This window comes from Actinomycetospora atypica, assembly GCF_042653685.1.
GTDB lineage: Bacteria > Actinomycetota > Actinomycetes > Mycobacteriales > Pseudonocardiaceae > Actinomycetospora > Actinomycetospora atypica.
In genome coordinates this window covers 1-23,766 of sequence record NZ_JBHSIV010000040.1, presented here as the reverse complement: position 1 = coordinate 23,766, position 23,766 = coordinate 1, and the positions used below count along the sequence as shown (strand labels likewise).

Annotated in this window: 25 protein-coding genes; 17 read left to right on the top strand and 8 right to left on the bottom strand. The window is 75.8% G+C overall.

The window, feature by feature from the left end; translation table 11 throughout:
- Positions 1–20 precede the first annotated feature (20 nt).
- The 3 genes from ACFPBZ_RS25405 to mftE are packed head-to-tail and all read left to right on the top strand — an operon-like array spanning position 21 to position 4,439.
- The gene (locus ACFPBZ_RS25405) at positions 21–1,916 is read left to right on the top strand and encodes an oxidoreductase (protein ID WP_378038908.1); all 1,896 of its coding nucleotides are present in this window, start codon (positions 21–23) and stop codon (positions 1,914–1,916) included.
- Complete coding sequence (locus ACFPBZ_RS25400) at positions 1,906–3,750, top strand: FAD-dependent oxidoreductase (protein ID WP_378038907.1); 1,845 nt, start codon at positions 1,906–1,908, stop codon at positions 3,748–3,750. Before ACFPBZ_RS25405 ends, ACFPBZ_RS25400 begins: the two co-directional genes overlap by 11 nt.
- A 14-nt stretch (positions 3,751–3,764) precedes the next feature.
- Positions 3,765–4,439 (top strand): mycofactocin biosynthesis peptidyl-dipeptidase MftE, encoded by a 675-nt coding sequence (gene mftE, locus ACFPBZ_RS25395; protein ID WP_378038906.1) that lies wholly within the window; start codon positions 3,765–3,767, stop codon positions 4,437–4,439.
- Here the strand turns inward: mftE and ACFPBZ_RS25390 are convergent.
- On the bottom strand, positions 4,414–4,830 hold the full coding sequence (locus ACFPBZ_RS25390; RefSeq protein ID WP_378038905.1) for a nuclear transport factor 2 family protein: 417 nt from the start codon (positions 4,828–4,830) through the stop codon (positions 4,414–4,416). The genes mftE and ACFPBZ_RS25390 overlap by 26 nt on opposite strands.
- A 95-nt stretch (positions 4,831–4,925) precedes the next feature.
- On the opposite strand from ACFPBZ_RS25390, the gene ACFPBZ_RS25385 reads away from it, so the two are divergent.
- Positions 4,926–5,519, top strand: a complete 594-nt coding sequence (locus tag ACFPBZ_RS25385; protein ID WP_378038904.1) for a TetR/AcrR family transcriptional regulator — start codon at positions 4,926–4,928, stop codon at positions 5,517–5,519.
- Here ACFPBZ_RS25385 and ACFPBZ_RS25380 read toward each other — a convergent pair.
- Entirely contained in the window at positions 5,510–6,109 is a 600-nt protein-coding gene (locus ACFPBZ_RS25380; RefSeq protein WP_378038903.1) for a DUF1707 SHOCT-like domain-containing protein, read from the bottom strand. The two genes, ACFPBZ_RS25385 and ACFPBZ_RS25380, sit on opposite strands and share 10 nt — an antisense overlap.
- Positions 6,110–6,188: 79 nt before the next feature.
- Between ACFPBZ_RS25380 and mftF the strand changes: the two genes are divergently transcribed.
- From mftF to ACFPBZ_RS25330, 10 genes are all read left to right on the top strand, one after another.
- Positions 6,189–7,703, top strand: a complete 1,515-nt coding sequence (mftF, locus tag ACFPBZ_RS25375) for a mycofactocin biosynthesis glycosyltransferase MftF (protein ID WP_378038902.1) — start codon at positions 6,189–6,191, stop codon at positions 7,701–7,703.
- A complete protein-coding gene (locus ACFPBZ_RS25370; RefSeq protein WP_378038901.1) occupies positions 7,696–8,343 on the top strand; it encodes an MOSC domain-containing protein in 648 nt (215 codons plus the stop codon). The genes mftF and ACFPBZ_RS25370 overlap by 8 nt, the downstream gene beginning before the upstream one ends.
- A 454-nt stretch (positions 8,344–8,797) precedes the next feature.
- Positions 8,798–9,316, top strand: a complete 519-nt coding sequence (locus ACFPBZ_RS25365; RefSeq protein WP_378038900.1) for a (2Fe-2S)-binding protein — start codon at positions 8,798–8,800, stop codon at positions 9,314–9,316.
- On the top strand, positions 9,316–11,814 hold the full coding sequence (locus ACFPBZ_RS25360; RefSeq protein ID WP_378038899.1) for a xanthine dehydrogenase family protein molybdopterin-binding subunit: 2,499 nt from the start codon (positions 9,316–9,318) through the stop codon (positions 11,812–11,814). Before ACFPBZ_RS25365 ends, ACFPBZ_RS25360 begins: the two co-directional genes overlap by 1 nt.
- Entirely contained in the window at positions 11,811–12,662 is an 852-nt protein-coding gene (locus ACFPBZ_RS25355; protein WP_378038898.1) for an FAD binding domain-containing protein, read from the top strand. The genes ACFPBZ_RS25360 and ACFPBZ_RS25355 overlap by 4 nt, the downstream gene beginning before the upstream one ends.
- A gap of 107 nt (positions 12,663–12,769) precedes the next feature.
- On the top strand, positions 12,770–13,624 hold the full coding sequence (locus tag ACFPBZ_RS25350; protein ID WP_378038897.1) for an SRPBCC family protein: 855 nt from the start codon (positions 12,770–12,772) through the stop codon (positions 13,622–13,624).
- A gap of 71 nt (positions 13,625–13,695) precedes the next feature.
- Positions 13,696–14,925 (top strand): CaiB/BaiF CoA transferase family protein, encoded by a 1,230-nt coding sequence (locus ACFPBZ_RS25345; protein ID WP_378038896.1) that lies wholly within the window; start codon positions 13,696–13,698, stop codon positions 14,923–14,925.
- Positions 14,925–15,920, top strand: a complete 996-nt coding sequence (locus tag ACFPBZ_RS25340) for a P1 family peptidase (RefSeq protein ID WP_378038895.1) — start codon at positions 14,925–14,927, stop codon at positions 15,918–15,920. Before ACFPBZ_RS25345 ends, ACFPBZ_RS25340 begins: the two co-directional genes overlap by 1 nt.
- A complete protein-coding gene (locus ACFPBZ_RS25335; protein ID WP_378038894.1) occupies positions 15,917–16,759 on the top strand; it encodes an endonuclease/exonuclease/phosphatase family protein in 843 nt (280 codons plus the stop codon). The genes ACFPBZ_RS25340 and ACFPBZ_RS25335 overlap by 4 nt, the downstream gene beginning before the upstream one ends.
- Positions 16,756–17,409, top strand: coding sequence for a helix-turn-helix domain-containing protein (locus tag ACFPBZ_RS25330; RefSeq protein WP_378038893.1), 654 nt, complete (start codon positions 16,756–16,758; stop codon positions 17,407–17,409). The genes ACFPBZ_RS25335 and ACFPBZ_RS25330 overlap by 4 nt, the downstream gene beginning before the upstream one ends.
- A 19-nt stretch (positions 17,410–17,428) precedes the next feature.
- Here ACFPBZ_RS25330 and ACFPBZ_RS25325 read toward each other — a convergent pair whose 3' ends face one another.
- Positions 17,429–17,809, bottom strand: coding sequence for a VOC family protein (locus tag ACFPBZ_RS25325; protein WP_378038892.1), 381 nt, complete (start codon positions 17,807–17,809; stop codon positions 17,429–17,431).
- Positions 17,810–17,861: 52 nt separating this feature from the next.
- On the bottom strand, positions 17,862–18,767 hold the full coding sequence (locus ACFPBZ_RS25320) for an NAD-dependent epimerase/dehydratase family protein (protein ID WP_378038891.1): 906 nt from the start codon (positions 18,765–18,767) through the stop codon (positions 17,862–17,864).
- A gap of 59 nt (positions 18,768–18,826) precedes the next feature.
- Here ACFPBZ_RS25320 and ACFPBZ_RS25315 point away from each other — a divergent pair, with 59 nt between their 5' ends.
- Both ACFPBZ_RS25315 and ACFPBZ_RS25310 read left to right on the top strand, forming a co-directional pair.
- Positions 18,827–19,267, top strand: coding sequence for a MarR family winged helix-turn-helix transcriptional regulator (locus tag ACFPBZ_RS25315; protein ID WP_378038890.1), 441 nt, complete (start codon positions 18,827–18,829; stop codon positions 19,265–19,267).
- 5 nt (positions 19,268–19,272) lie between these two features.
- Positions 19,273–20,166, top strand: coding sequence for a DNA-3-methyladenine glycosylase family protein (locus ACFPBZ_RS25310; RefSeq protein WP_378038889.1), 894 nt, complete (start codon positions 19,273–19,275; stop codon positions 20,164–20,166).
- A gap of 3 nt (positions 20,167–20,169) precedes the next feature.
- On the opposite strand, the gene ACFPBZ_RS25305 is transcribed toward ACFPBZ_RS25310, so the two are convergent.
- The 4 genes from ACFPBZ_RS25305 to moaA are packed head-to-tail and all read right to left on the bottom strand — an operon-like array spanning position 20,170 to position 23,051.
- On the bottom strand, positions 20,170–20,655 hold the full coding sequence (locus tag ACFPBZ_RS25305) for a methylated-DNA--[protein]-cysteine S-methyltransferase (protein ID WP_378038888.1): 486 nt from the start codon (positions 20,653–20,655) through the stop codon (positions 20,170–20,172).
- 37 nt (positions 20,656–20,692) lie between these two features.
- A complete protein-coding gene (locus tag ACFPBZ_RS25300; RefSeq protein ID WP_378038887.1) occupies positions 20,693–21,628 on the bottom strand; it encodes a hypothetical protein in 936 nt (311 codons plus the stop codon).
- A gap of 50 nt (positions 21,629–21,678) precedes the next feature.
- Positions 21,679–21,954 (bottom strand): MoaD/ThiS family protein, encoded by a 276-nt coding sequence (locus ACFPBZ_RS25295; RefSeq protein ID WP_378038886.1) that lies wholly within the window; start codon positions 21,952–21,954, stop codon positions 21,679–21,681.
- A gap of 17 nt (positions 21,955–21,971) precedes the next feature.
- The gene (moaA, locus tag ACFPBZ_RS25290) at positions 21,972–23,051 is read right to left on the bottom strand and encodes a GTP 3',8-cyclase MoaA (protein ID WP_378038885.1); all 1,080 of its coding nucleotides are present in this window, start codon (positions 23,049–23,051) and stop codon (positions 21,972–21,974) included.
- A gap of 257 nt (positions 23,052–23,308) precedes the next feature.
- On the opposite strand from moaA, the gene ACFPBZ_RS25285 reads away from it, so the two are divergent.
- A partial coding sequence (locus tag ACFPBZ_RS25285; RefSeq protein ID WP_378038884.1) for a hypothetical protein occupies positions 23,309–23,766 on the top strand: 458 nt, incomplete at its 3' end.

Genomic DNA, 23,766 nt, shown 5'->3' with positions numbered 1-23,766 from the left:
TGCGTACGGGGGAGGACGAGGTGCTGACGGACCCGACCGTGCTCGGCGGCCGCACGCTGCCGTCGCGGGTGCTGTTCGGGCCGCACGTGACGAACCTGGCGACGTCGCGGTCGTTCGGGCCCGGCGACGTCGAGCACCTCCGCGCCCGGGCCGCGGGCGGCGCGGGGATCGTCGTCACCGAGATCGCGTCGGTGACCCCCGGCGACCGTCCCCACGAGTACGCGCCGCTGGCCCCGACCTGCGTCGACGGCTGGGCCGCGATCGCCGCGGCGTGCGCGCCGCACGGCACGCTCGTGCTCGCCGGGCTCGGCCACGCCGGCTCGCAGTCGACCTCCCGCGAGCTCCTGCGGGCCCCGTCGGCCGTCCCCGACCCGGCGACCCGCACCGTCCCGCGTCCGCTGTCCGTCGCGGAGATCGGCGGGCTGGTCGGGGCCTTCGCGACGAGCGCCCGCGCGGCCGTCGACGCCGGGTGCGGCGGCGTCGAGGTGAACGCGGGGCAGCACTCGCTCCTGCGCCAGTTCTGCTCGGGTCTCACCAACCACCGCGGCGACGCGTACGGCGAGGACCGCGCGCTGCTGCTCGTCGAGGTGCTCACCGCCGTCCGCGCCGCGGTGCCCGAGGCGTGGGTGGGGCTGCGGCTCACGGTCGACGAGCTCGCGCCCTGGGCGGGGATCACGCTGCCCGAGGCCCTGACGACGGTGGAGCGCGTCGCCGACCTGGTCGACCACGTCGTCCCGGTCCGCGGGTCGGCGATGTCGGTGGGTGCGACGAGGCCCGACGGCCACACCGCGCCGGGGTTCCTGGCCGCGGAGTGCGCCAACGTGCGGGCGGCGGTCGACGGGCGGGCGGCGGTGGTGCTCGCGGGCAGCGTGGTCGACCCCCGGCAGGCCGAGCGCGCCCTGACCGACGGGACCGCCGACCTCGTCGAGATGACCCGCGCGCAGCTGGCCGACCCGGGCCTCGTCGGGAAGGTCCGGGCCGGGCGCGCGCCGCGGCCGTGCGTGCTGACCAACCAGGAGTGCCGGGCCCGGGACGTCCGCAACCCGCGGGTGGGCTGCACCGTGGAGCCGGACGTGGGGGAGCCGGACGTGGGGGAGCCGGACGTGGGGGAGCCGGACGTGGGGGAGCCGGCCGTGGCGGCGGCGGTTGTGACGTCCAGTGTCAGCATGGCCGCAGTGCGGACACCGGAGGTGACCGTCCTCGGGGCGGGACCGGCCGGGCTGGAGGCCGCGCGGACCCTCGCACTCGGCGGCCGCGCGGTGCGCCTCGTCGAGCGCGCCGCCGAGCCCGGCGGGCTCCTGCGGGCGATCGCGACGCTCCCCGGGCGCGAGCGCTTCGCCCTCCTCGCCGACCACCTCGTCGACGAGGTCCTGCGCCTCGGCGTGTCCGTGCAGCTCGGAGCCCTTCCCGACGATGCCCCGGGTCCCGTCCTCGTCGCCACCGGCGGCCGCGACGCCGACCGCGCCGGCCTGCCGATCGCCGCCGTCGTGCAGGGGCTCGCCCTTCCCGAGGGACCGGTCGTGATCGACGACCCGCTCGGTGACGGGGCCGCGGTCGCGCTCGCCGAGCACCTGGCGCCGCACCGCCCCGTCGCCCTCGTGACCGGCGACCCGGTCGCGGGCAAGCTGCTCGCCCGCACCGGCGACCTCGTCGACGCGAACGTCCGGCTGCAGCGGGCGGGGGTCGAGCGCGTGCTCGAGCACCGCGTCGTGGCGGTGCACGCCGACCACGTGGTGGCGCAGGACGTCGTCACCGGGGTGCGCCGGACAGTCGCGGGCACGCTCGTCGACGCCGGGCCGCGGCTCCCCGGGTCGGCGACGGGGACGCGCCTCGGGGACGCCCTGGCCCCGCGGACGGTCGCGGACGCGATCCGCGAGGGCCGCCGCGCGGCGCGGGAGCTGCTGCGTGCTGGGTGACCCGGTCCGAATCGGCACGAGGACCGTCCGGAACCGGATCGTCTTCCCCGCGCACCTGACCAACGCCGCGGACGCGGGGCTCCCGAGCGCGCAGCACGCCGCCTACTACGCCGCGCGGGCCGCCGGGGGCGCCGGGCTCGTGATCGTCGAGGAGCAGTCGGCCGACCCCGACGACCGCCCCTACGAGAAGGCGGTCCGCGGCACCGACCCGGCCGTCGTCGGGCGCTACCGGGCGATCACCGACGCCGTGCACGCGCACGGCGCACTCGTCCTGGCCCAGATCGGGCACAACGGGGCGCAGTCGTCGTCGCTGTACTCCCGGCGCCCGGTCGAGGCGCCCACCGCGGTCCCCGACCCGATGTTCCGCGAGGTCCCCGTCGCGCTCGACGAGACCGGCATCGCGCGGATCGTCGCGGGGTTCGCGCTCGTCGCCCGGCACTGCGTCGCCGGCGGGTTCGACGGGGTGGAGATCCAGGGCTCGCAGGCCTCGCTGGTGCGCCAGTTCCTCTCCCCGCTGACGAACGACGGCCGCGACGGCGTCGCCTTCCTGCGCCGGGTGCTCGCGGCGGTGCGCGCCGAGGTCGGCGACGGCATCGTCGGGGTCCGGCTGCAGGGCGACGAGGGCCTGCCCGGCGGGCTGACCGCCGCCGACGCGGCGCGGGTGGCCGCGGAGATCGTCGACGACGTCGACGTGCTCAACACCGCGGTGGGCGTCGCGACGGCGACCCTGCCGCTGATCGAGCCGCCGATGGGTGTCCCGGCGGGCTACGCCGAGGGTGTGCCGGACGCGGTGCGGGCGGCCGTGAGCGGACGGGTCCCGGTGATCGGGGTCGGGCGCTACACCACCCCCGACCAGGCTCGACACGCCGTGAGCTCCGGCGCGTGCGACCTCGTCGGGGTGGTGCGCGGGCAGATCGCCGACCCCGGGTTCGCCGCGAAGGCGCTCGCCGGGGAGCGGGTGCGGCGCTGCATCGGCTGCAACCAGGAGTGCATCGCGGCGGTCGGGCTGAACCGCCGGCTCGGCTGCGTGGTGAACCCGGACGCCGGGCGGGAAGTGCTGCTCCCGGTGCCGCTGATCGTCCGACGCCGGACGGTCCTCGTGATCGGCGGCGGACCGGCCGGGTTGGCCGCCGCGGCGGAGGCGGCCGAGCGCGGGCACGAGGTGCACCTGGTGGAGCGCTCCGACCGGCTCGGCGGGCAGCTCGCCCACGCCGCGGCGGCCCCCGAGCGCCGCGAGCTCGCGCACCTCGTCGCCGACCTGGCCCACCGGTGCAAGCAGGCGGGCGTGCAGGTGTGGCTCCGCCACGTGAGCACTTTCCGGGCCTATGGCCCCGGAAAGTGCTCACAGGCTTCGCACACGATCGTCGCCACCGGCGCCCGCCCCGCTCCGCCCGCCGGCACCGTCGACGTCACCGACGTGCTCACCGGCGCGGCCACGCCGACCGGGCGGGTGCTCGTCGTCGACGAGGACGGCGGGCCCGCGGCGCCGAGCGTGGCCGAGCTGCTCGCGCAGCGCGGGGCCCGGGTCACGCTGATGACCTCCGGGATGGTCGCCGCGGAGGGGCTCGGGCCGCTGCTCGAGCGCGAGCGGTGGCGCCGCCGCGCGGCCGCGCTCGGCATAGTCCTGCGGACCGACCGGGTGCTGCTCGACGGGCAGGTCCTGCACCACCCGACGGGCACGCTCGAACCCCTCGACGCCGACGTCGTGGTGCACGCCGGACCCCGGGTGCCGGCCGAGATCGACGTACCGGGCGTCCGGGTCGGCGACGTCCTCGCCCCGCGCGACGCCGCGGCCGCGATCCGGGAGGGCACGGACGCGGCCCGGGCGATCTGACAGGGTCGGCGACCGTGCAGATCAGCAGCGCCCGCTCCGCAGACTGCGACGGGATCGATCTGCTGCTCGTGCCCGTCGGGGCGATCGAGCAGCACGGCCCGCACCTGCCGCTCGGCACCGACACCACCGTCGCGACGACCGTCGCCGGGCGCCTCGGGCTGCCCGTGACCCCGCCGATCGCGTTCGGCGCCTCCGGTGAGCACGAGGGCTTCCCGGGCACGGTCTCGATCGGCACCGAGACTCTGGCCGCGGTGCTGGTGGAGACCGGCCGGTCGGCCTGCCGCTGGGCCCGGCGGCTCTGCTTCGTCAACGGCCACGGCGGCAACGTCCCCGCCCTGGTCAGCGCGGTGACGCTGCTCCGTCACGAGGGACGCGACGTCGCCTGGCACTCCTGCGGGCTGCCGGGCGCCGACCTGCACGCGGGACGGCACGAGACGTCGCTGATGCTCGCGCTCGCGCCCGACGACGTGCGGCCCGACCTCGCCGAGCCCGGCAACACCGCCCCGCTGGCCGAGCTGATGCCGGCCATCCGGGCCGGGTCGGTGCGCGACGTCAGCCCCAACGGCGTGCTCGGCGACCCCGCGGGCGCGAGTGCCGGCGAGGGCGCCGAGACGGTCGCGGTGCTGGCGGCGGCCCTGCGCGACGCGATCGCCGACTGGACCGTCACCGGGCACGGGCGGCTGGGCTGACCGGCTCGAGCGCCCGGCGGAACTCCGCGACGTCGACGAACGCCTCGAACCGCACGACGAGCCCGTCGCGCACGCGGAACACGTGGACCTCGGACGCGTCGAAGGTCCGGCCCGTCGCGTGCGCCCGGCCCCGCGACCGCCCGACCTGCACCACCGCGTCGCCCGCGGCGAACAGGTCGACGACCTCGACCTCCGGGTCGACGTGGCCGAGCAGGGCACCGAGGAACGCCTGCACCCCCGCCGGGCCCTCGTAGGTCCCGGCCCAGGGGAGCTCGCCCGCCTGGTACACCCGCACCTCGGGGTGCAGCACCGCCCCGATCGCCGCCGTGTCGCGCGCCGCGAACCCCGCGTAGAGGCGCCGCACCACCGCCAGGTCGTCCCTGCTGGACATCCGTGTCCTCCGTCCCGAAAACTGCCCGTGTGTCTCAGGCAGCGTCGGCGGTGCCGCTCCTCGGGAGCGAGCCCGCGGCGGGTTCCGGGGAGGAAGTGCCCCGCGCGTTCGGGAAACCCGGGCGCCCGGCCGACGACGTCGTGCTGCGCCGCCGGGAGATCTTCGAGGCGGTCGCCCCGCTGATCCCCGACGACGGCGCCCGGCGCCTGACGATGGCCCGCGCCGCCCGGGCCGCGGGCCTGTCGGTCGGCGGGCTCTACCACCGCTTCGACTCCAAGCGCGCGCTGCTGCTCTACGGCCTCGCCCCGGAGAACCTCGGGCGCGCCTGCGCCGACTTCACCGCGACCTGGGGCCACCTCGCCGAGTCCGACCCGGTCCAGCTCGTGTCCCGCGCCCTCGACGGGTTCTCCGGGGCCGTCGACCGCTGGGTCCGCCCGTCGGTCGACGCCGCCGGCCAGCTCGGTGTCGACGTCCTGCAGGGCGCGCTGAGCGAGGCGATGACCACGGAGCTCGTCGGGATGGTGCGGTCGGTGCGGCGGATGCGCCCGGACCTTCCCGACGACCGCGCGGCCGCGCTCGAGCGCTCGCTGCGGCGCGTGTGCACCGCCCACGTGCTCGATCCCACCGCCCGCGACGGAGAGCTGCGCGAGCAGCTGCGGGTGACGGTCGTCGGGGCGCTCTACTCGTAGAAGTAGGGCCCGCGGGTCTTGACCGTGCCCATGCCGGCCTTCCCCGTCACGACGATCGTCGGGCGGCCGGGTGCCGCGGGGGCGCTGTGGCGGTTCTTCACGCTGCCCCAGCTGCTGGAGACGCCGTCGGTGTCGACCGACCAGTCGTCGGGGACGATCAGCACCAGCGAGCCCATGCTGCCGTGGACCTCGATGTGCACGCGGTCGTGCGGGCAGACGGCCTCGCGGAAGTCGAGCTTCACGTCCGACATCGACGTCACCGCGACGATCCGCGGCGGCACCTCCCAGACCCCCACCCGCTTCTCGGTGGCCATCGACGCGTTCAGCGTCAGCGGCGGGACCTCGGACGCCGGGACGACCTCGGCGGTCGAGGACGTGGAGGTCCAGGGCAGCCGGACCCCGGGCAGGTCGACGACGACGGTCTCGAGCTCGCCGTAGGTGCGCGAGGCGTAGACCGTCGCGAGGCGCTCGTCGACCTCGGAGAGGTCGAGGCGGCCCTCCCCGTGGGCCTCGTGCAGGACCCGGGCGACGGCCTCGCGGTCGGCGTCACCCGCCCGCATGTCCTTCAGGGGTGGCTGCTCGGCGGCCATGTCACCACCCTAGCGGCGCCCCGGGCGATCGTCCGGAACCGTCGATCGCTCCGGCGCGCACCTAGACTCCCGCCTCGCCATGACGACCCCACGGTTGCCCGACGGCTGGACCGTCCGCCCCGACCCCCGCACGTGGCGCGTCGACGGCGGGGCGACGTGGATCGGGGGCTCCCCGCCGCGGGTGCTGCGGCTCTCCGCGGCCGCGCGCCGCCACCTCGTCGGGCCCGAGCTCGTCGTTGCCGACGCGACCACCGCGGCCCTCGCCCGGCTGCTCTCCGACGCCGGGGTGGCGCACCCCGTGCCCTCCCCGGTCGACGCGCCCGGACCGGCCGACGTCACCGTCGTCGTGCCGGTGAAGGACCGCACCGACGAGCTCGACCGCCTGCTCGCGGCCGTGCGCGCGACCGCGCCGGGCGTGGGGATCGTCGTGGTCGACGACGGCTCGGCCGACCCCGCCGCCACGGAAGCGGTCGTCGAACGCCACGGGGGGCGGGTCGTCCGGCACCGGACGAGCCGGGGGCCGTCGGCCGGGCGCAACACCGGTGCCCGGGCCGGCGCGGCGCCCGTGATCGCGTTCCTCGACTCCGACGTCGTGCCGGAGCAGGGGTGGCTGGAGACGCTGCTGGGGCACCTCGGCGACCCGGCGGTCGGGGTGGTCGCCCCGCGGATCGCGGCGTGGTCGCACGGCGGGCCGGAGAACGCTGTGACGCGCTACGAGCGGCGGCGCTCCTCGCTCGACCTGGGAGAACGGCCGGCCCCGGTGACGGCCCGCTCGCGGGTGGCCTACGTGCCCAGCGCGGCGCTCGTCGTGCGGCGCGAGGCGTTCGGCGACGGGTTCCGCGAGGACATGCCGGTGGCCGAGGACGTCGACCTCGTCTGGCGGATCGCCGCGGCCGGCTGGCGGCTGCGCTACGAGCCGGCCGCGCGCGTGGCCCACGAGCACCGGGCGGCGGTCCGGGCGTGGCTGGGCCGCAAGGCGTTCTACGGCACGGGCGCGGCGCCCCTGGCCCGGCAGCACCCGCGACGCGTGCCCCCGGTCGCGCTCGCGCCGTGGACGGCGGGCGCGGTGACGCTGCTCGGGGTCCAGCGGCGGTGGTCGACGGCCGCGGCGGGCGTGGTGACCCTGGTCGCGACGGCCCGGCTGGCGCGGGGGCTGCGGAAGCCGGGGGAGCCGTGGGCGGTGTGGCGTCAGCGATGGCACATCGCTGACATCCAGCGTCAGCGACGTGCCATCGCTGACACCCTGACGGGGCCCGCGCCGCTCGCCGCCGTCCTCGCGCCCTGGGGACTCGGCGGCGCCCTGTGGCAGGCCGCGGGTGCGCTGACCCGGCACTGGTGGCCCGCGGCCGCACTCGGTGCGATCGTGAGCCGGCGGGTGCGCCGCGCCCTGCTCCTCGCCGCCGTCGCCGAGGGGCTGGCCGACTGGCTCCGGTTCCGCGACCCCGGGGCCGGCCCGCTCGACGCGCTCGCGCACCTCGCCGCCCACCGCGCCGACGACGTCGCCTACGGGGCCGGCCTGTGGTGGGGCGCGTGGCGGCACCGCACCCTCGCGCCGCTGCTGCCGGACCTCTCCGGGAAGGGACCCGATGCCTGACGTCCTCGCCGTCGCCGTGGGGCGCCCCGTCGAGATCGACGGGCCACGCGACCGGCGCACGCTCACCGCCAGCGCGAAGCACGTCGTCGAGGGCCCGGTCGCGGTGCACCCGGAGAACCTCGAGGGCGACCGGCAGGCCGACCTCGAGAACCACGGCGGGCCCGACAAGGCCGTCTACGCCTACGCCGACGAGGACGTCTCCTGGTGGGCCGCCGAGCTCGGCCGTGCCGTCGACCGGCAGACGTTCGGGCAGAACCTGACGACCGCGGGGGTCGACCTGCGGGACGCGGTGGTGGGGGAGCGGTGGCGGATCGGCACCGCGGAGTTCGAGGTGTCCCAGCCGCGCATCCCGTGCTTCAAGCTCGGCCTGCACTCCGGCGACCCGACGATGCCCCGCCGCTTCGTCGCCGCGGTGCGCCCGGGGGCGTACCTGCGGGTGGTGCGCACCGGGCACGTCACGGCCGGCGACGCGCTCGAGGTGCTCGAGCGGCCCGGGCACGGGGTCACCCTCGCCGAGGTGTTCACGATCTTCCACCACGAGCGGCACCGGGCGGCGACGTTGCTCGGGGTGCCGCAGCTGGCGCCGATGTACCACCGGTGGGCCCGCGAGCGGGTCGGCCGCGCCGAGCGTGGCGCCTGACTGACGTCCGGTGTCAGCGATGTGCCATCGCTGGCACCCCGGCGGAGCCGCCGTGAGATCGGGATGTGGACACACCTCTCCGATCGGGCAGGTACGTCCGCTGCCCGGACCGCCGGACTTCAGCCGGTGAATGTTTGCCGACGAGTCACTTCGGGCGCCGACACGGCGCACCTGCGGAGCAGGGACGGCCCGGGAGCCCGCATCGTCGGAATGATCCGCCCAACGGACGGCGGTAGCGGTCGGAGGGGCGGCGTGCCACCCCCGGCCGGGCGTTGCGTCTAAGCGATCACGGGGGTGTGATGTGGCGGCTGACACGCTGACGGGCGTGACGGCGGCGTCGTGCGCGGCCGGATCGTTCTCGGCCGCTCCGGCGGACACCACCACCACCACCACGACGTGCTCGCTCCCGGATCTCCCGCGCCAGCGGGCGGGGGCTTGTGTGAGGAGTGAATCCATGGCACGCATCCGGACCACCGTCGACGGCCTCACCTACGAGGACGACGTCGAGCCCCGCATGCTGCTCGTGCAGTACCTGAGGGAACGCCTGGGCAAGACCGGCACGGTGATCGGCTGCGACACCAGCAACTGCGGTGCCTGCACCGTGCACCTCGACGGTCTCTCGGTGAAGTCCTGCTCCGTGCTGGCCGTCCAGGCCAACGGCAGCGAGGTCCTCACCATCGAGGGCCTCGAGCGTGACGGCCAGCTGCACCCGGTGCAGCAGGCGTTCCACGACAACCACGCCCTGCAGTGCGGCTACTGCACGCCGGGCATGATCATGCAGTCGATCGACCTGCTCGGGGACAACCCCGACCCCAGCGAGCACGAGGTCCGCGAGGGCATCGAGGGCAACCTCTGCCGCTGCACCGGCTACCAGAACATCGTGGCCGCGATCCAGGACGCGGCGCAGAAGATGAAGCCGGGCGCCGGCGCGTCGCAGACCGCCACGTCGTCGGTCGCCGGGGGAGGTGCCTGATGACCACCACCGAGAACCCCGCGACCGCGGCCCCGGAGATCGGGCGCGACCGCCGCCGCAAGGAGGACCGCCGCCTGATCACCGGGCGGACCCGCTGGGTGGACAACCAGTCCCTCACCGGTCTCCTGCACGTCTCCGTGGTGCGCAGCCCGTTCGCGCACGCCGAGGTCGGCAGCATCGACACGAGCGCCGCCAAGCAGGTCCCGGGCGTCGTCGCGGTCTACACCGCCGCCGACCTGGGTGCCGACGCCGTGCAGCTGCCCTGCGCGTGGCCGATCACCAAGGACATGAAGTCCCCGCAGCGCCCGGCCCTGGCCGGCTCGCGGGTGAACTTCGCCGGCGAGGGCGTCGCCGTCGTCGTCGCGCGCACCGCGGCGATCGCCAAGGACGCGGCCGAGCTCGTCGAGGTCGACTACACCGAGCTCGAGCCGGTGCTGGACATGGAGGAGGCCCTCAAGGAGGGCGCCACCCTCGTCCACCCGGAGCTCGGCACCAACGAGAACGCCCAGTGGGTGTTCGACTCGGGCGAGGCCGGCTCGGGCGGGTCGGCCACCGAGGCGATCTCGAAGGCCGAGTCCGACTCGGACCAGATCGTCGTGAAGCGCCGCTTCCGCCAGCAGCGCCTCGTGCCGGTCTTCATGGAGCCGCGCTCCACGGTGGTCGACCCGTCCGGCGAGCAGCTGGTCATGTGGTCCTCCACCCAGGTGCCGCACATCCTCAAGACGATGCTGGCGCTGACCCTCGGGCTCCCCGAGCACAAGCTCCGCGTCATCGCCCCCGACGTGGGCGGCGGCTTCGGCGGCAAGATCGCCGTGGCGCCGGAGGAGGTCATGACGCTGCTGGTGGCCCAGAAGCTGGGCAAGCCGGTGAAGTGGACCGAGACCCGCTCGGAGTCCCTGCTCACCGCGCACCACGGCCGGGACCAGATCCAGGACCTGACCGTCAGCGTGACCAAGGACGGGAAGATCACCGGCCTGGACGTCAAGCTCCTGGCCGACATGGGCGCCTACCTCGGGCTCGTCGGCCCGGGTGTCCCGATCCTGGGCGCGTTCATGTTCAACGCGATCTACAAGATCCCGGCCTACCGGTTCGACTGCACCAACGTCTTCACCACCAAGACGCTCACCGACGCCTACCGCGGCGCCGGCCGGCCGGAGGCCACCTTCGGCATCGAGCGGATGATGGACGAGGTCGCGCTCGAGCTCGGCATGGAGCCGATGGAGTTCCGCAAGAAGAACTGGATCCAGCACGAGGAGTTCCCGTTCACCACGGTCAGCACGCTGACCTACGACACGGGCAACTACGAGGCGGCCACCGACAAGGCCATGTCGATGTTCGACTACGACGGCCTGCGTCGCGAGCAGCAGGAGCGCCGCGACCGCGGTGACGTCAAGCAGCTCGGCATCGGCATCTCGACCTTCACCGAGATGTGCGGCCTCGCCCCGTCCCGCGTGCTCGGCTCGCTCGACTACGGCGCCGGCGGCTGGGAGACCGCGTCCATCCGGATGCTGCCCACCGGCAAGGCCGAGGTCGTCGTCGGCGTCAGCGCCCACGGCCAGGGCCACGAGACCGCGTTCTCGCAGATCATCGCGGACAAGCTCGGCATCCCCTTCGACGACGTCGAGATCCTCCACGGCGACACCCAGTCGTCCTACCGGGGCCTCGACACCTACGGCTCGCGCTCGCTGGTCGTCGGTGGCGTCGCCATGGTCAAGGCGGCCGAGAAGGTCGTCGAGAAGGCCCGTCCGATCGCGGCGCACATGCTCGAGGCCTCCGAGGACGACCTCGAGTTCACCGCCGGCCGCTTCGCGGTCAAGGGCACCGACAAGGGCGTGGGCATCGCGGACGTGGCCCTGGCCGTGTTCGCCGCCCACGACATGCCCGAGGGCGTCGAGCCCGACATCGACGCGCACGCCACGTTCGACCCGGAGAACTTCTCCTACCCGCACGGCACGCACCTGTGCGCGGTCGAGGTCGACACCGAGACGGGCTTCGTGCAGCTGCACAAGTACGTCTGCGTGGACGACGTCGGCACGGTGATCAACCCGCTGATCGTCGAGGGCCAGATCCACGGCGGCCTGGCGCAGGGCATCGCCCAGGCGCTGTTCGAGGAGGCCGCGTACGACGAGTCCGGGACGCTGCTCTCGGGCACGCTGGTCGACTACACGCTGCCCTCGGCGGCCGACCTGATCCACTTCGACACCGCGAACACCACGACGCCCTCGACGACCAACCCGTTGGGCTCGAAGGGCGTGGGCGAGGCCGGCACGATCGCCTCCACCCCCGCCGTGGTGAACGCCGTCCTCGACGCCGTGCGCCAGTACGGGGTCAAGGACATCGACATGCCGACCACGCCGTACCGCGTGTGGACGGCGATCAACTCGTCCACGGGGACCGCCGGTCGCTCCGACGAGGCGGACGTCGCCTCGCCCGGCGCCGGCCTCGGTTCCACGGCCGGCGACATCTCGCGCGGCGACACCCAGGGAGGGCACCTGTGATCCCGGCATCGTTCGACTACGTCCGGCCGACGACGGTCGAGGAGGCCGTCACGGCGCTCCGCGAGGGCGGTGACGACGCGAAGATCATGGCCGGTGGCCAGAGCTTCATCCCCGTCCTGCGGCTGCGCATGGGTGACCCGTCGCTCGTCGTCGACCTCGGCGGCATCCCCGAGCTCCGCGGGGTGCGCGAGGACGGCGACCAGATCGTGGTCGGCGCCATGACGACCCACCACGACGTCACCCGCGACGACCTGCTGAACCAGCACGTGAAGCTGATCAGCGAGGCCACGAAGACGGTCGCGGACTTCCAGGTCCGCCACCGCGGGACCCTCGGCGGCGCCCTGGCGCACGCCGACCCGGCGGGCGACCTCGCGGCGCCCACGCTCGCGCTCGACGCCGAGCTCGTCATCCAGGGCGAGAACGGCGAGCGTCGCGTGGGGGCGGCCGACTTCTTCGAGGACTACTTCACGACGGCCATCGGCCCCGGGGAGATCCTCACCGCGATCCGCTTCCCGAAGTTCACGGGCTGGGGCGCGCGGTACGAGAAGTTCAACCGCGTCGCGCAGGCCTGGTCCATCGTCGCGGTGGCCGCCGCGGTCAAGGTCGAGGGCGGCACCATCACCGACGCCCGCATCGGCCTGACCAACATGGCGGGCACGCCGGTCCGCGCCCGGGGTGTGGAGTCGGCGCTCGTCGGGCAGACGATGAGTGAGGAGACGGTCCGCGCCGCCGCGCAGGCCGCCGCCGAGGGCACCAGCCCCACGTCGGACGCCGACGCCGGCTCGGACTACCGCGAGCACCTCGCCAGGGTGCTCACCGGCCGCGCGGTGCTCGCCGCCGCCGGCTGACGTCCCCAGCGGACAGCACGACAGTTCACGCAGCACCGTGAGGCCCGTCCCCTACCTGCGGGGACGGGCCTCGCGCATGTGTCCGCCCAGTGCTTGGAGGAAAGCCAGTGCAACTCGAGAACTCGTTCACCGTCCCGGTCCACATCGACACCGTGTACGACGCCATGAACGACCCGGAGAAGGTCACCCCCTGCTTCCCGGGCGCCGCCCTGACCGGCCAGGACGGTGACGACTTCACCGGCACCGTCAAGGTCAAGCTCGGCCCGATCTCCATGACCTACAAGGGCAAGGGCACCTTCGTCGAGCGCGACAAGGCCAACCACAAGGTCGTCGTGGACGCCCAGGGCCGCGACTCCCGCGGCAACGGCACCGCCTCGGCCAAGGCGACGCTGACGATGGTCGACGCCGGCAACGGCCAGACGAAGGTCACCGTCCTCACCGAGATGCAGGTGACCGGCAAGCCGGCGCAGTTCGGCCGCGGCGTCATGGCCGACGTGGGCGACAAGATCCTCGGCCAGTTCGCGTCCTGCCTCGCCGACGAGTTCGCCGACGCGCCCGCGCCGGAGGCCCAGCCGGCCTCGGCGTCGCAGTCGAACGGCACCGCCGCGCCGGTGTCCTCGGGCGCCGAGCCCGTGTCGCCCGCGGCCACGCCGGTCTCGCAGCCCGCCGCCCCGACCCCGGTCGCGTCCGGGTCCGGCGCCCCGGAGGCCGCCCCCATGGCGTCCACCGTCGCGGAGGCGCGCCAGAGCTCCGACAGCGCCGCCAAGCCCGGTGCCTCGCCCGCGAGCGGGGCCGGCCCCCGTCCGGTGCAGTCGGCGCCGAAGCCCAAGCGCCAGCAGGCCGAGGCCATCGACCTGCTCGAGGCGTCCTCGGGCGCGCTGCAGAAGCGGCTGCTCCCGGTGGCCGGCGGCGTCGGCGTCCTGGCCCTGATCCTGCTGATCATCCGCCTCGCCCGGCGCTGATCCCCTCCGTCCGCAGGGCACCCCCACTCCCGTGGGGGTGCCCTGCGGACGTTCCGGCAAGAATGCCGGGCATGACCGCGTCGCCATCCCCCGTCGCTCCGCTCACCCCGGGAGGGCCGCTCGCAGGACTGCGGGTACTGGAGATGGGCACGATCATCGCGGGGCCGTTCGCGGCCCGGATCCTCGGTGACTACGGCGCCGACGTCGTCAAGATCGAGCCACCCGGGCGGCCCGACCCCCTGCGCGAGTGGGGACAGGGCGCCTACCGCGGCCAGCACTTCATGTGGACCGTCATCGGGCGCAACAAGCGCTGCATCACCCTCGACCCGCGCACCGAGCGCGGCCGGGAGCTGTTCCTGCGGCTCGTCGAGCGGACCGACGTCATCGTCGAGAACTTCCGGCCCGGCACCCTCGAGCGGTGGGACCTGGCCTACGACGTCCTCTCCGGGGTGAACCCCGGGCTGGTCCTCGGGCGGGTCTCCGGCTACGGGCAGACCGGGCCGTACGCCTCGAAGCCGGGCTACGCCTCCGTCGCCGAGGCCGTGAGCGGCCTGCGCGGGATCAACGGCTACCCCGACCAGCCGCCGCCGCGCACCGCGGTCTCCCTGGGCGACTCGCTCGCCGGCATGGTCGCGGTCCAGGGCGTGCTCGCCGCGCTCTACTCCCGGTCGGTCACCGGGAAGGGCCAGGTGGTCGACATCGCGATCACCGAGGCCTGCCTGTCGGTGCTCGAGTCGGCCATCCCCGAGTACGACAAGCTCGGGAAGGTCCGCCGGCCCGGCGGCACCCGGCTCGACGGGATCGCGCCCTCGAACATCTACCGGTCGTCCGACGGGCTCTGGATGGTGGTCGCGGCCAACCAGGACAGCGTCTTCCGGCGGCTCTGCGCCGCGATGGGCCGCCCCGAGCTCGCGACCGACGAGCGCTTCGTCGACCACGTCGCGCGGGGCCGGAACCAGGACGAGATCGACGGCATCGTCGCCGCCTGGGTGGCCGCGCGGGCCGCCGAGGAGGTCCGCGCGGTGCTCGACGAGGCCGGGGTCATCGTCGGGCCGATCAACACGGTGGCCGAGGTGGTCACCGACGAGCAGTTCCTGGCCCGCGACATGATCGTCCCGCACCACGACGAACGCCTCGACGAGGACGTCCTCGGCCCCGGCGTCGTCCCCACCTTCGCCGGCACCCCTGCCCGGGTACGCCGCGCGGGCCCGGCCCTCGGGGCCGACAACCACGAGGTCTACGCCGAGCTCGGGCTCTCCGCCGCCCAGGTCGACGAGCTCGTCACCGAGGGGACGATCTGATGCGCATCGGCCACGCCCAGCGCCTCGGCGACGGCGCCCTGACCGGCACCACGGTGCTCCTGCCCGGGCCCGACGGGGCCGTGGCCGGCGTCGACGTCCGCGGCGGCGGCCCCGGTACCCGCGAGACCGACGCCCTCGACCCCCGCACGCTCGTCGACCGCGTGCACGCCGTCGTGCTCTCCGGCGGCTCGGCCTACGGACTCGCGGCCGCCACCGGCGTGATGGACGCCCTGGGCGACGCGGGGATCGGGTTCCGCGTGGGCGGCCCGGGGGAGGTGGTCCCGATCGTGCCGGCGGCCGTCGTGTTCGACCTCGGGCGCGGCGGCGACTTCCGGGCGCGGCCCGACGCCGCCCTGGGGGCCGAGGCGTACGCGGCGGCCGCCGACGGGCCGGGCCCCGCGGGCGTCGTCGGGGCGGGCACCGGGGCGGTCGTCGGCGGGCTCAAGGGCGGGGTCGGTACGGCCACCGCGGCGACCGACGCGGGCCGGGTGACCGCCCTCGTCGTCGTGAACGCCGCCGGCTCGGCCGTCGACCCGCGCACCGGGGAGCTGTGGGCGGCCCGGCACCTGACCGACGACGACCGGCGTCCGCCGGAGCTTCCCGACGACCGCGCGGCGCTGCTCGGGCGCCTGCGCTCGGCCGCCGCGCCCCCGACGCTGAACACGACGATCGGGGTGGTCTGGACCGACGCGACGCTCACCGTGGCGCAGTGCTCGAAGCTCGCCGCCGTCGGGCACGACGGGCTGGCCCGGGCGGTCCGGCCGGTGCACGGCATGACCGACGGCGACACCCTCTTCGGGCTCGCCGAGTGCGAACGCCCCGCGCCCGACCTCGCCGGGCTCCAGGCGCTGCTCACGGTGGGGGCGGACGTGGTGACCCGTGCGGTCGCCGACGCCGTGCTCGCCGCGGAGTCGGTGGCGGGGTTCCGGAGCTACCGGGACGTGGTGGACGCGGAGCGCAGCGGAGCCGGACCCGAGGGCCCGGTGGGCGGATGAGGTTGCGCGTCGCCACCTGGAACCTCTGGTACCGCTTCGGCGACCCCGACCGGCGCCGGCCCGCGATCCTCGCGGCGCTGCGCGAGCTCGACGCCGACGTGATCGCGCTGCAGGAGGTGTGGTCCTCCGACGACACCGACCTCGGCACCGAGCTCGCGGCCGACCTCGGGATGCACGCCGCGTTCGGTGCCTCGCCCGACCCCTCGGGGTGGTCGCGGCGGCTCGAGGGCCCGCCGTACGGCATCGGCAACGCGGTGCTCGCCCGGTGGCCGGTCCGCGACGCGCACACCGAGGGCCTGCCCGCCGGGCTCGAGCCGTGGTCGCGGGTGCTGCACCAGGTCGTCGTCGACACCCCGGCCGGGTCGTGCCCCGTCTGGTCGGTGCACCTGGACTCGTCGCTGATCGGGTCGGCGAGCCGGATCGAGCAGGTCCGCGTGATCGCCCGGCGCGTGGTCGAGGCCCCGCCGGCCGACCTGCCCCCGGTGGTGATGGGCGACTTCAACGCCCAGGCCGACTCCGACGAGATGCGCCTGATCGAGGGCCACCTCACCGCTCCCGCCGAGCCGGGCCTGCTGCTCGTGAACACCCGGCGCTGGGCCGCCGACCCCGACGAGGCGACCTGGGGCCCGGACAACCCCTACGTCGCTCCCAGCGGCTCCCCGCCCGCGCGCATCGACCACGTGCTCCTCGGGGCGGGCCGGGGGCGGGTGCCCGTGCGGATCGGGCGCGTCGCGCGGTTCGGCCACGGCCCCGTCGACGGGGTCTGGCCCTCCGACCACGCGGGGATCGTCGTCGACCTCAAGGTGCCTACGGCTGGTGAGCAGAAAGGGGGGTCATGACCCCCCGAAGTGCTCACGAGGGCTACGCCCACACGTGGACCCGCCACGCCGCCGGCCCCGCGCTGATCCTCCCGGACGGCTGCCTCGACGTGATCGTGCGGCCCGACGGCGAGGCGGTGGTCGCGGGACCCGACGCGGTGGCCCGCGAGCACGTCGGCGACGGCCGGTACTCCGGGGTCCGGTTCTCCCACGGGCTCGGCCCGCTGGTGCTGGGCGTGCCCGCCGACGAGCTGACCGACCGGGTGGTGCCGCTCGCGGACGTCGTCGGGCCCGTGGGCGACGTCGGGACCTGGCTGCGCGGGCGGCTGCGCGACCTTCCCGACGACCGCTGGGCCCGGTTCGTGTTCGAGGCGTCCGATCGCGGGGTGCCGGTGGCCGCGATCGCCGACCGGCTCGACCTGTCCGCCCGCACGCTGCGCCGCCGCTGCCTCACCCGCTTCGGCTACGGCCCCCAGCACCTGGGCCGCGTCCTGCGGCTGCAGCGCGCCGTGACCCGTCGTCGGGACGGCCGGGCGTGGGGCGACGTGGCCGCGGACTCCGGCTACGTCGACCAGCAGCACCTCGCCCGCGAGGTCCGGGCGCTCACCGGCCGGACGCCCTCCGCGCTCGTCGCACCGAGTGGGCCTCGAGGGCGGTCGCGACAGCAGTGAGCGCCCACTCGGTCGGAGGTCACAGTGCGGCGAAGAGGTCCACGCTGATCCCGTCCGGGTCGAGGACCGTCGCGTAGCGCTGGCCCCAGAAGGCGTCGAACGGGTCGAGGTGGCTGCGGTACCCGGCGCCGGTGAGCCGGGCGTGGGCGGCGTCGACCTCGGCGGGGGAGGAGCACTCGAACGCGAGCCCGATCCGCCCGTCGCCCGCCGGCGGGGTGAAGCCGGGGTCGAACGACGCGATCGTCGCCTCCGAGTCGAGCATCAGCCGCAGGCCGCCGAAGGGGATCTCGACGTGACCCTCGGGCTCGTCGGGAACGTCGAGTCCGAGGGCGCGGTAGAAGGCGAGCGAGGCGGCCATGTCGCTGACGACGAGGCCCAGGGCGGCGGGACGGGGCTCCATGGCCCGCACGGTAGGCCGGGCCCGGCCGACCGGTCGTGGATCCATCGGCCACTCACGCCGGGGTCTGCGCCACCACCTCGGCGACGGCGTCGCGGAACCGCGGGTGGGCGGGCTGCCATCCGAGCTCCCGGTGGGACCGGGAGGCGTCGATGCGGAAGGAGGTGACGAGGCTGCGCACCAGCACCGGCCCGAGGAACAGCGAGATCAGCGCGGGCGGCGCGGTCCCGGTGCGGGGCAGGCCGAGGGCGTCGGTGGTGAGGTCGGTCAGCTCGCGCAGGCGCAGCGGCTCGTCGTCGGCGATCGCGTAGGCGCTGCGCGGCGGCGCGGTGGTCAACGCCGCCAGGTAGGCCTGCGCGAGGTCGTCCACGTGGACCGCGCTCCACCAGTTGCCGCCGCGGCCGATGCAGCGCAGCCGCCCGGCGCGGGCCTGGTCGACGAAGGCCTGCGCGAACAGCCCGCCCGGCCCGTAGACGAAGCCGGGCGAGACCCGGACGACGTCGAGGTCGGCCATGGCGTCGAGCAGGCGGGCCTGCCGGGCGTGCCCGATGCCCATCGGCGACGGCGTCAGCGGCGTCTCCTCGGTGATCCACTCCTCGCCGCGGTCGCCCCAGTCGAAGCAGCCCCCGGTGTAGACCAGGCGCTTCCTGCCCGCCCGGCACGCCGTGGCCAGCTCGGAGGTCATCAGCGCGTCGGCCGCGAAGATCTCCTCGGCGCGCCGGCGGGTGAGGCGCCCGCCGACCGCCTTCTGGGCGGCGTGGACCACCGCGTCGACCTCGTCGACGAGCGGGACGTAGGTGGCCGGCTCGGTCATGTCGCCCCGGCGCAGGTCGGCCCCGGCGGCCCGCCGCGCCCGGGCCGGGTCGCGGACCAGGCCGACGACCTCGTGACCGGCGGCCAGCGCCGCGGCCGCCACGGCACCGCCGACGAAGCCGCTGGCGCCGGTGACCAGGATGCGCATGATGGTGTCCCCCGAACCGATTGTCAGTCGGGCTGACGATAGCGGACAGGAGCTGCGCCGTGGGCGATCTGCCCGAATCCCTCGCGGGTCGCACGGCGTTCCTGCTGCGGCTCGCCACGGCGCGCGCCGAGGAGATGGGCGAGGCGGCGCTGCGGGACGAGGGGATCAGCGGGCGCGAGTACGGGGTCCTCGAGCTGCTCGCCCACCGCTCGCCCCGCAGCCAGATCGACCTGGGGCGGGAGCTGCACGTCGACCGCACCACCGGTGCTTCGCTGCTCGCGGGGCTCGAGGCGCGCGGGCTCGTGCGCCGCACCGTGGACCCCGCGAACCGGCGCGCCAACCTCGTCACGCTCACCGCCGCCGGCGAGGCGCTCCGGGCCCGGGCGTCGGACGTCCTCGCCGCCTGCGACGACCGCTTCCAGGCCCGCCTGTCGGGCGAGGAGCGCGCCGCGATGCGCCGGATGCTGCGCTCCCTGCTCGACGAGGGCGTGGGAGGCTGACCGGTGTGCCGGGGTCGAGCGTCCGCCGCGTCTCCCTGGAGTTCCGCGAACCACTGTGCCCCGACAACCTCTGGGGCCACCTCGTCGCGACCGCGGTGCCGGGCGTCGAGGAGTGGCGCGACGGCGCCTACCGGCGCACGGTGCGGCTCCCCGGCGGCCCCGGGGTGCTGGTGCTGCCCCCGCCCGCGGGCGGGGTGGTGCCCGCCGAGCTGCACCTGGGCCGTCCCGACGACGAGGCCGCGGCGGTCGCGCTCGCGCGTCGCGTCCTCGACCTCGACGCCGACCCCGCGGCCGTCGACGGCACGCTGCGCGCCGACCCCGTGCTGCGCCCGCTCGTCGACGCCGCGCCCGGGCGGCGCGTCCCGGGCAGCCCCTCCGCGGACGAGTTCGCCGTGCGGGCGGTCCTCGGCCAGCAGGTGTCGACGGCGGCCGCGCGCACCCACGCCGCCCGGCTCGTCCGCGGCTTCGGCGCCCCGCTCCCGGCGGACCTGGCCGGTGGCACGCTCACCCACCTCTTCCCGACCCCGCACCAGCTGACCGCGCTCACCGACGACGACCTCGGCATGCCGGCGAGCCGCAAGCGCACCCTGCGCGGGCTCGTCGCGGCGCTCGCTGACGGCAGCGTCGACCTCGCCGCCGCCGACGCCCGCGCCCAGCTCGGCGCCCTGCGCGGGATCGGGCCCTGGACCGTCGACTCGGTCGCCATGCGCGCGCTCGGCGACCCCGACGCGTTCCTGCCCTCCGACCTCGGCATCCGCGTCGCGGCGAGGGAGCTGGGGCTGCCGGAGCGCGACCGCGACCTCGTCGCCGCGGCCGAGGCGTGGCGGCCCTACCGCGCCTACGCGACGCAGTACCTGTGGGCCGCCCTCGACCACGCGGTCAACACCATGCCCGGCTGAGGGTCAGAAGAGCATCGCGTCGGCGGCCTCGAGGTCGAGCAGGGTCCGCTTCACCGCCAGGCCCCCGGCGTAGCCGGTGAGGGACCCGTCGGCGCCCACCACGCGGTGGCACGGGACGACGACCGCCACCGGGTTGCGGGCCATGGCGCCGCCGACGCGGCGCGAGTCGGTCACCGGCAGGCCGACTCTCCGCGCCAGGTCCCCGTAGGTGATCGTCGCTCCCCAGCCCACGTCGTCGAGGCCGTGCAGCACCCGCCGGTGGGCCGCGGGGAGCCCGGTGAGGTCGACGGGCACGGTGAACGCCCGCAGCGTCCCGGCGAGGTAGGCGTCGATCTCCCGGCGGGCGAGGTCGAGCACCGCGCGTGACCCCGCTCCGGACGGCCCCGCTCCGGACGACACCGCGGGCTCCGTGAAGCCGACCAGCGTCAGCCCGTCGTCGGAGGCGTCGAGGTACAGCGGGCCGATCCCCGTCTCGTGCACGACCGTCATGTCCGGGAGAACACCCCGCCCCGCCCGTCCGTTGCGCTCACCCGAGCCGGGTCACCACGTCGGCCGCCAGCGTGCGCAGCCGGTCGCACGTGACGTCCGCCGGGCCCGGGCTCTCCATCGTCAGCCGGACCGTCTGCCGCTGCGCCGGATCGGGCGGGCCGACCGGTCCACGGTCGAGGTAGGCCTGGCAGCCCGGGGAGAATTGTCCCGCGTAGGGCTGCACCACGGCGGGCGTGGTGCCGATCGTGGTGCGTCCGCCGCCGGGGGCGGGGCTCTGCGGATCGACGACCACGAAGTCGATCCACGCCGCGGTCCCGCCGGGCTCGGGGAGGCCGACCAGGCAGCGCCACCCGGCGAACCCGGGGTAGCGCGGGGGATCGATCAGGCCCAGCAGGCCGGACGGGTCGCCGAGTGCCGCGCAGGCGTCGACGCCGGCGAGCCCCCCGGAGGCGTTCCAGCCGGGAGAGTAGGTGATCCCGCCGGTGGCGAGCCGCCGGAGCCCGGCCCGGGCGCCCTGCTCCGCGACGTCGCAGTCGGCCACCCACGACCCGCCGGCGTCGCCGCGCCCGGAGAACACCGCGAGCGTCCCGTCGGCGAGCGCCACGACCCGGCGGCAGACGTCGTCGACCGGGGCGGGCCGCAGGACGGTCGCCGTCCCCGCCGGCTCCGGGGGCTCGACCGGGGCGTAGGTGGTCGCCGCGGTCGAGTCGAAGGCCGCGTCGAGAGCCTGCAGGTGGCCGTCCGGGGCGCGGCCCCGCAACCGGCACGACCCGATCCCGTCACCGCGGACGGGCACGGGCTCGACCTCCCTCGCGAACAGGCCGGGGTCGAGCAGGGAACAGGGGTTCGCGGCGCGGGCGTCGCCCTCCAGGCGCAGGGCGCCGAGCGGGGTGACCGGGATCAGCGGCGGGGCCCCGGCCGCACAGCCGGTGAGCAGCGCGACCAGGACGAGGAGCAGGCCCACCCGTGACACCCGCACATCGTCGGGGACCGCGGGGCCGGGCCGCCAGGGTGCCGGGCCGGTCAGCCGCCCGCGAAGGGCGGCAGCACGTCGACGGTCGCGCCGTCGGCGAGCGCCTCGTCCCGGGCGTGCACCGCGGTGCCGTCCAGCAGGAACGACGCGGCGGCCAGCACCCGGGCGAGGGCCTCGCCGTGGTCGGCGGCGATCGCCGTCACGAGGTCGTCGATCGTGGTGCCCGCCGGCGTCGTCAGGCGCTCCGTGGCGGTGCCCGCCGCGGCCTTGGCCCCGGCGAAGTAGCGGACCGTCACGGTGACGGTCCTCGTGTCGGTACTGGTCATGTCGGTACTGGTCACGGCTAGCCCCCGATCGCGCTCATGGGACGGTCGGGCTGCAGGAACCCGGGGTCGTCGATGCCGTGGCCGGCCTTCTTGCCCCACATCGCCACCCGCCAGGCGGTCGCGATCTCCTCGTCGGAGCCGCCGCCGCGCAGGAGACCGCGCAGGTCGTTCTCCGAGCGGGCGAACAGGCAGGTGCGCACCTGGCCGTCGGCGGTGAGCCGCGTGCGGTCGCAGTTGCCGCAGAACGGCCGGGTGACCGAGGCGATGACCCCGACGCGCGCCGGGCCGCCCCCGGGGCGCTCCCAGCCGTCGACGAGGAAGCGCTCGGCGGGGGCGCCACCGCGCTCGGCCGGGTCGGGCCGCAGCGGGAACCGCGTCTGCAGCGAGGCGAGGATCTGGTCGGCGGTGACCATGCGGTCGCGCTGCCACGAGTGCCCGGCGTCGAGCGGCATCTGCTCGATGATCCGCAGCTCGAAGCCCTCCTCGAGGGCCCAGGCCAGCAGGTCGGGCGCCTCGTCGTCGTTCAGGCCCGGCATCAGCACCGTGTTGATCTTGATGGGGGTCATGCCCTCGTCGCGGGCGGCGGCGAGGCCGGCGAGGACGTCGGCGAGCCGGTCGCGGCGCGTGATCTCGGCGAAGCGCTCCGGGCGCAGCGTGTCGAGCGAGACGTTGACCCGGTCGAGCCCGGCGGCGGCGAGGCCCTTCGCGCGGCGCACCAGGCCGAGACCGTTGGTGGTCACCGAGGTCTCGGGGCGCGGCTCGAGCGCGGTGGTCGCGGCCACGATGTCCTCGAGGCCGCGGCGCAGCAGCGGCTCGCCGCCGGTGAAGCGGATCTCGCGGACGCCGAGGCGCTCGACGGCGACGCGCACCAGCCGGACGACCTCCTCGTCGGTCAGTGCCTCCTCCGTCGGCATCCACTCCAGGCCCTCGGCGGGCATGCAGTAGGTGCAGCGCAGGTTGCACCGGTCGGTCAGCGAGACCCGCAGGTCGGTGGCGACGCGGCCGAAGCGGTCGGTCAGCCGGGAGTCGTCGGGGCGGTCGGCGGCGGTGTCGGACGTCCCCGGGACGGTGGGGACGCCGAGGTCGAGGATCGTCATCACCGCCACGATAACCACGTCGCGGCGGTGCACGTGAGCGTGATCTCCGCAGGTCCCGACGATGATCCGTAGGTGCGGAGACCGGTCGGCGGCGTCGACGCAGGTGCGGGTCGACAGGGTTCCGGACCGTGCGAACGGGCAGGCCCGGCTCCCCGGCGGGCCTCACCGGGACGCCGCGGGGCTCACCCGGCCGGGTGACACGCCGAACGTCGTCCGCGTCCCCGGCGGCGGCCCGTCCGGTCATTACCGTCCGGGAAATGGCCGCCGCGGGGACTCTCGACGCGCCGCCGACGCGTCCCGTGCGGCGGCCCCGCCGCCGGCGCGCGGCGGTCCTCGGCGCGGTCGTCGTCCTGGCGGTCCTCGCCGCGGGCGGTCTGGCGGTCCTCGGAGGCGACGCCCCGCCGCGCCCCGCCACCGTGCCCGTGACGCGGGGGAGCGTGGTCGCCGACGTCCGCTCCGAGGGCACCGTGGTGAGCGCCGACTCCTCGTCGGTCTCCTTCACCACCGACGGCGTGGTCGCGGCCGTCGACGCCCGGGTCGGCGTGGCGGTGCGCACGGGCGGCCCGCTCGACCGGCTCGACGACGGCACCCCCCGGCCCCGCGTCGCGGCCGCGCCCGCTGCCGTGACCGCCGACGAGCGCGCCCGCGACGCCGCCGGTCGGGTCCCGGTGCCCGACCCCGTCGCGATCGCCCGGCTCGACGCGTCCCTCGCGGC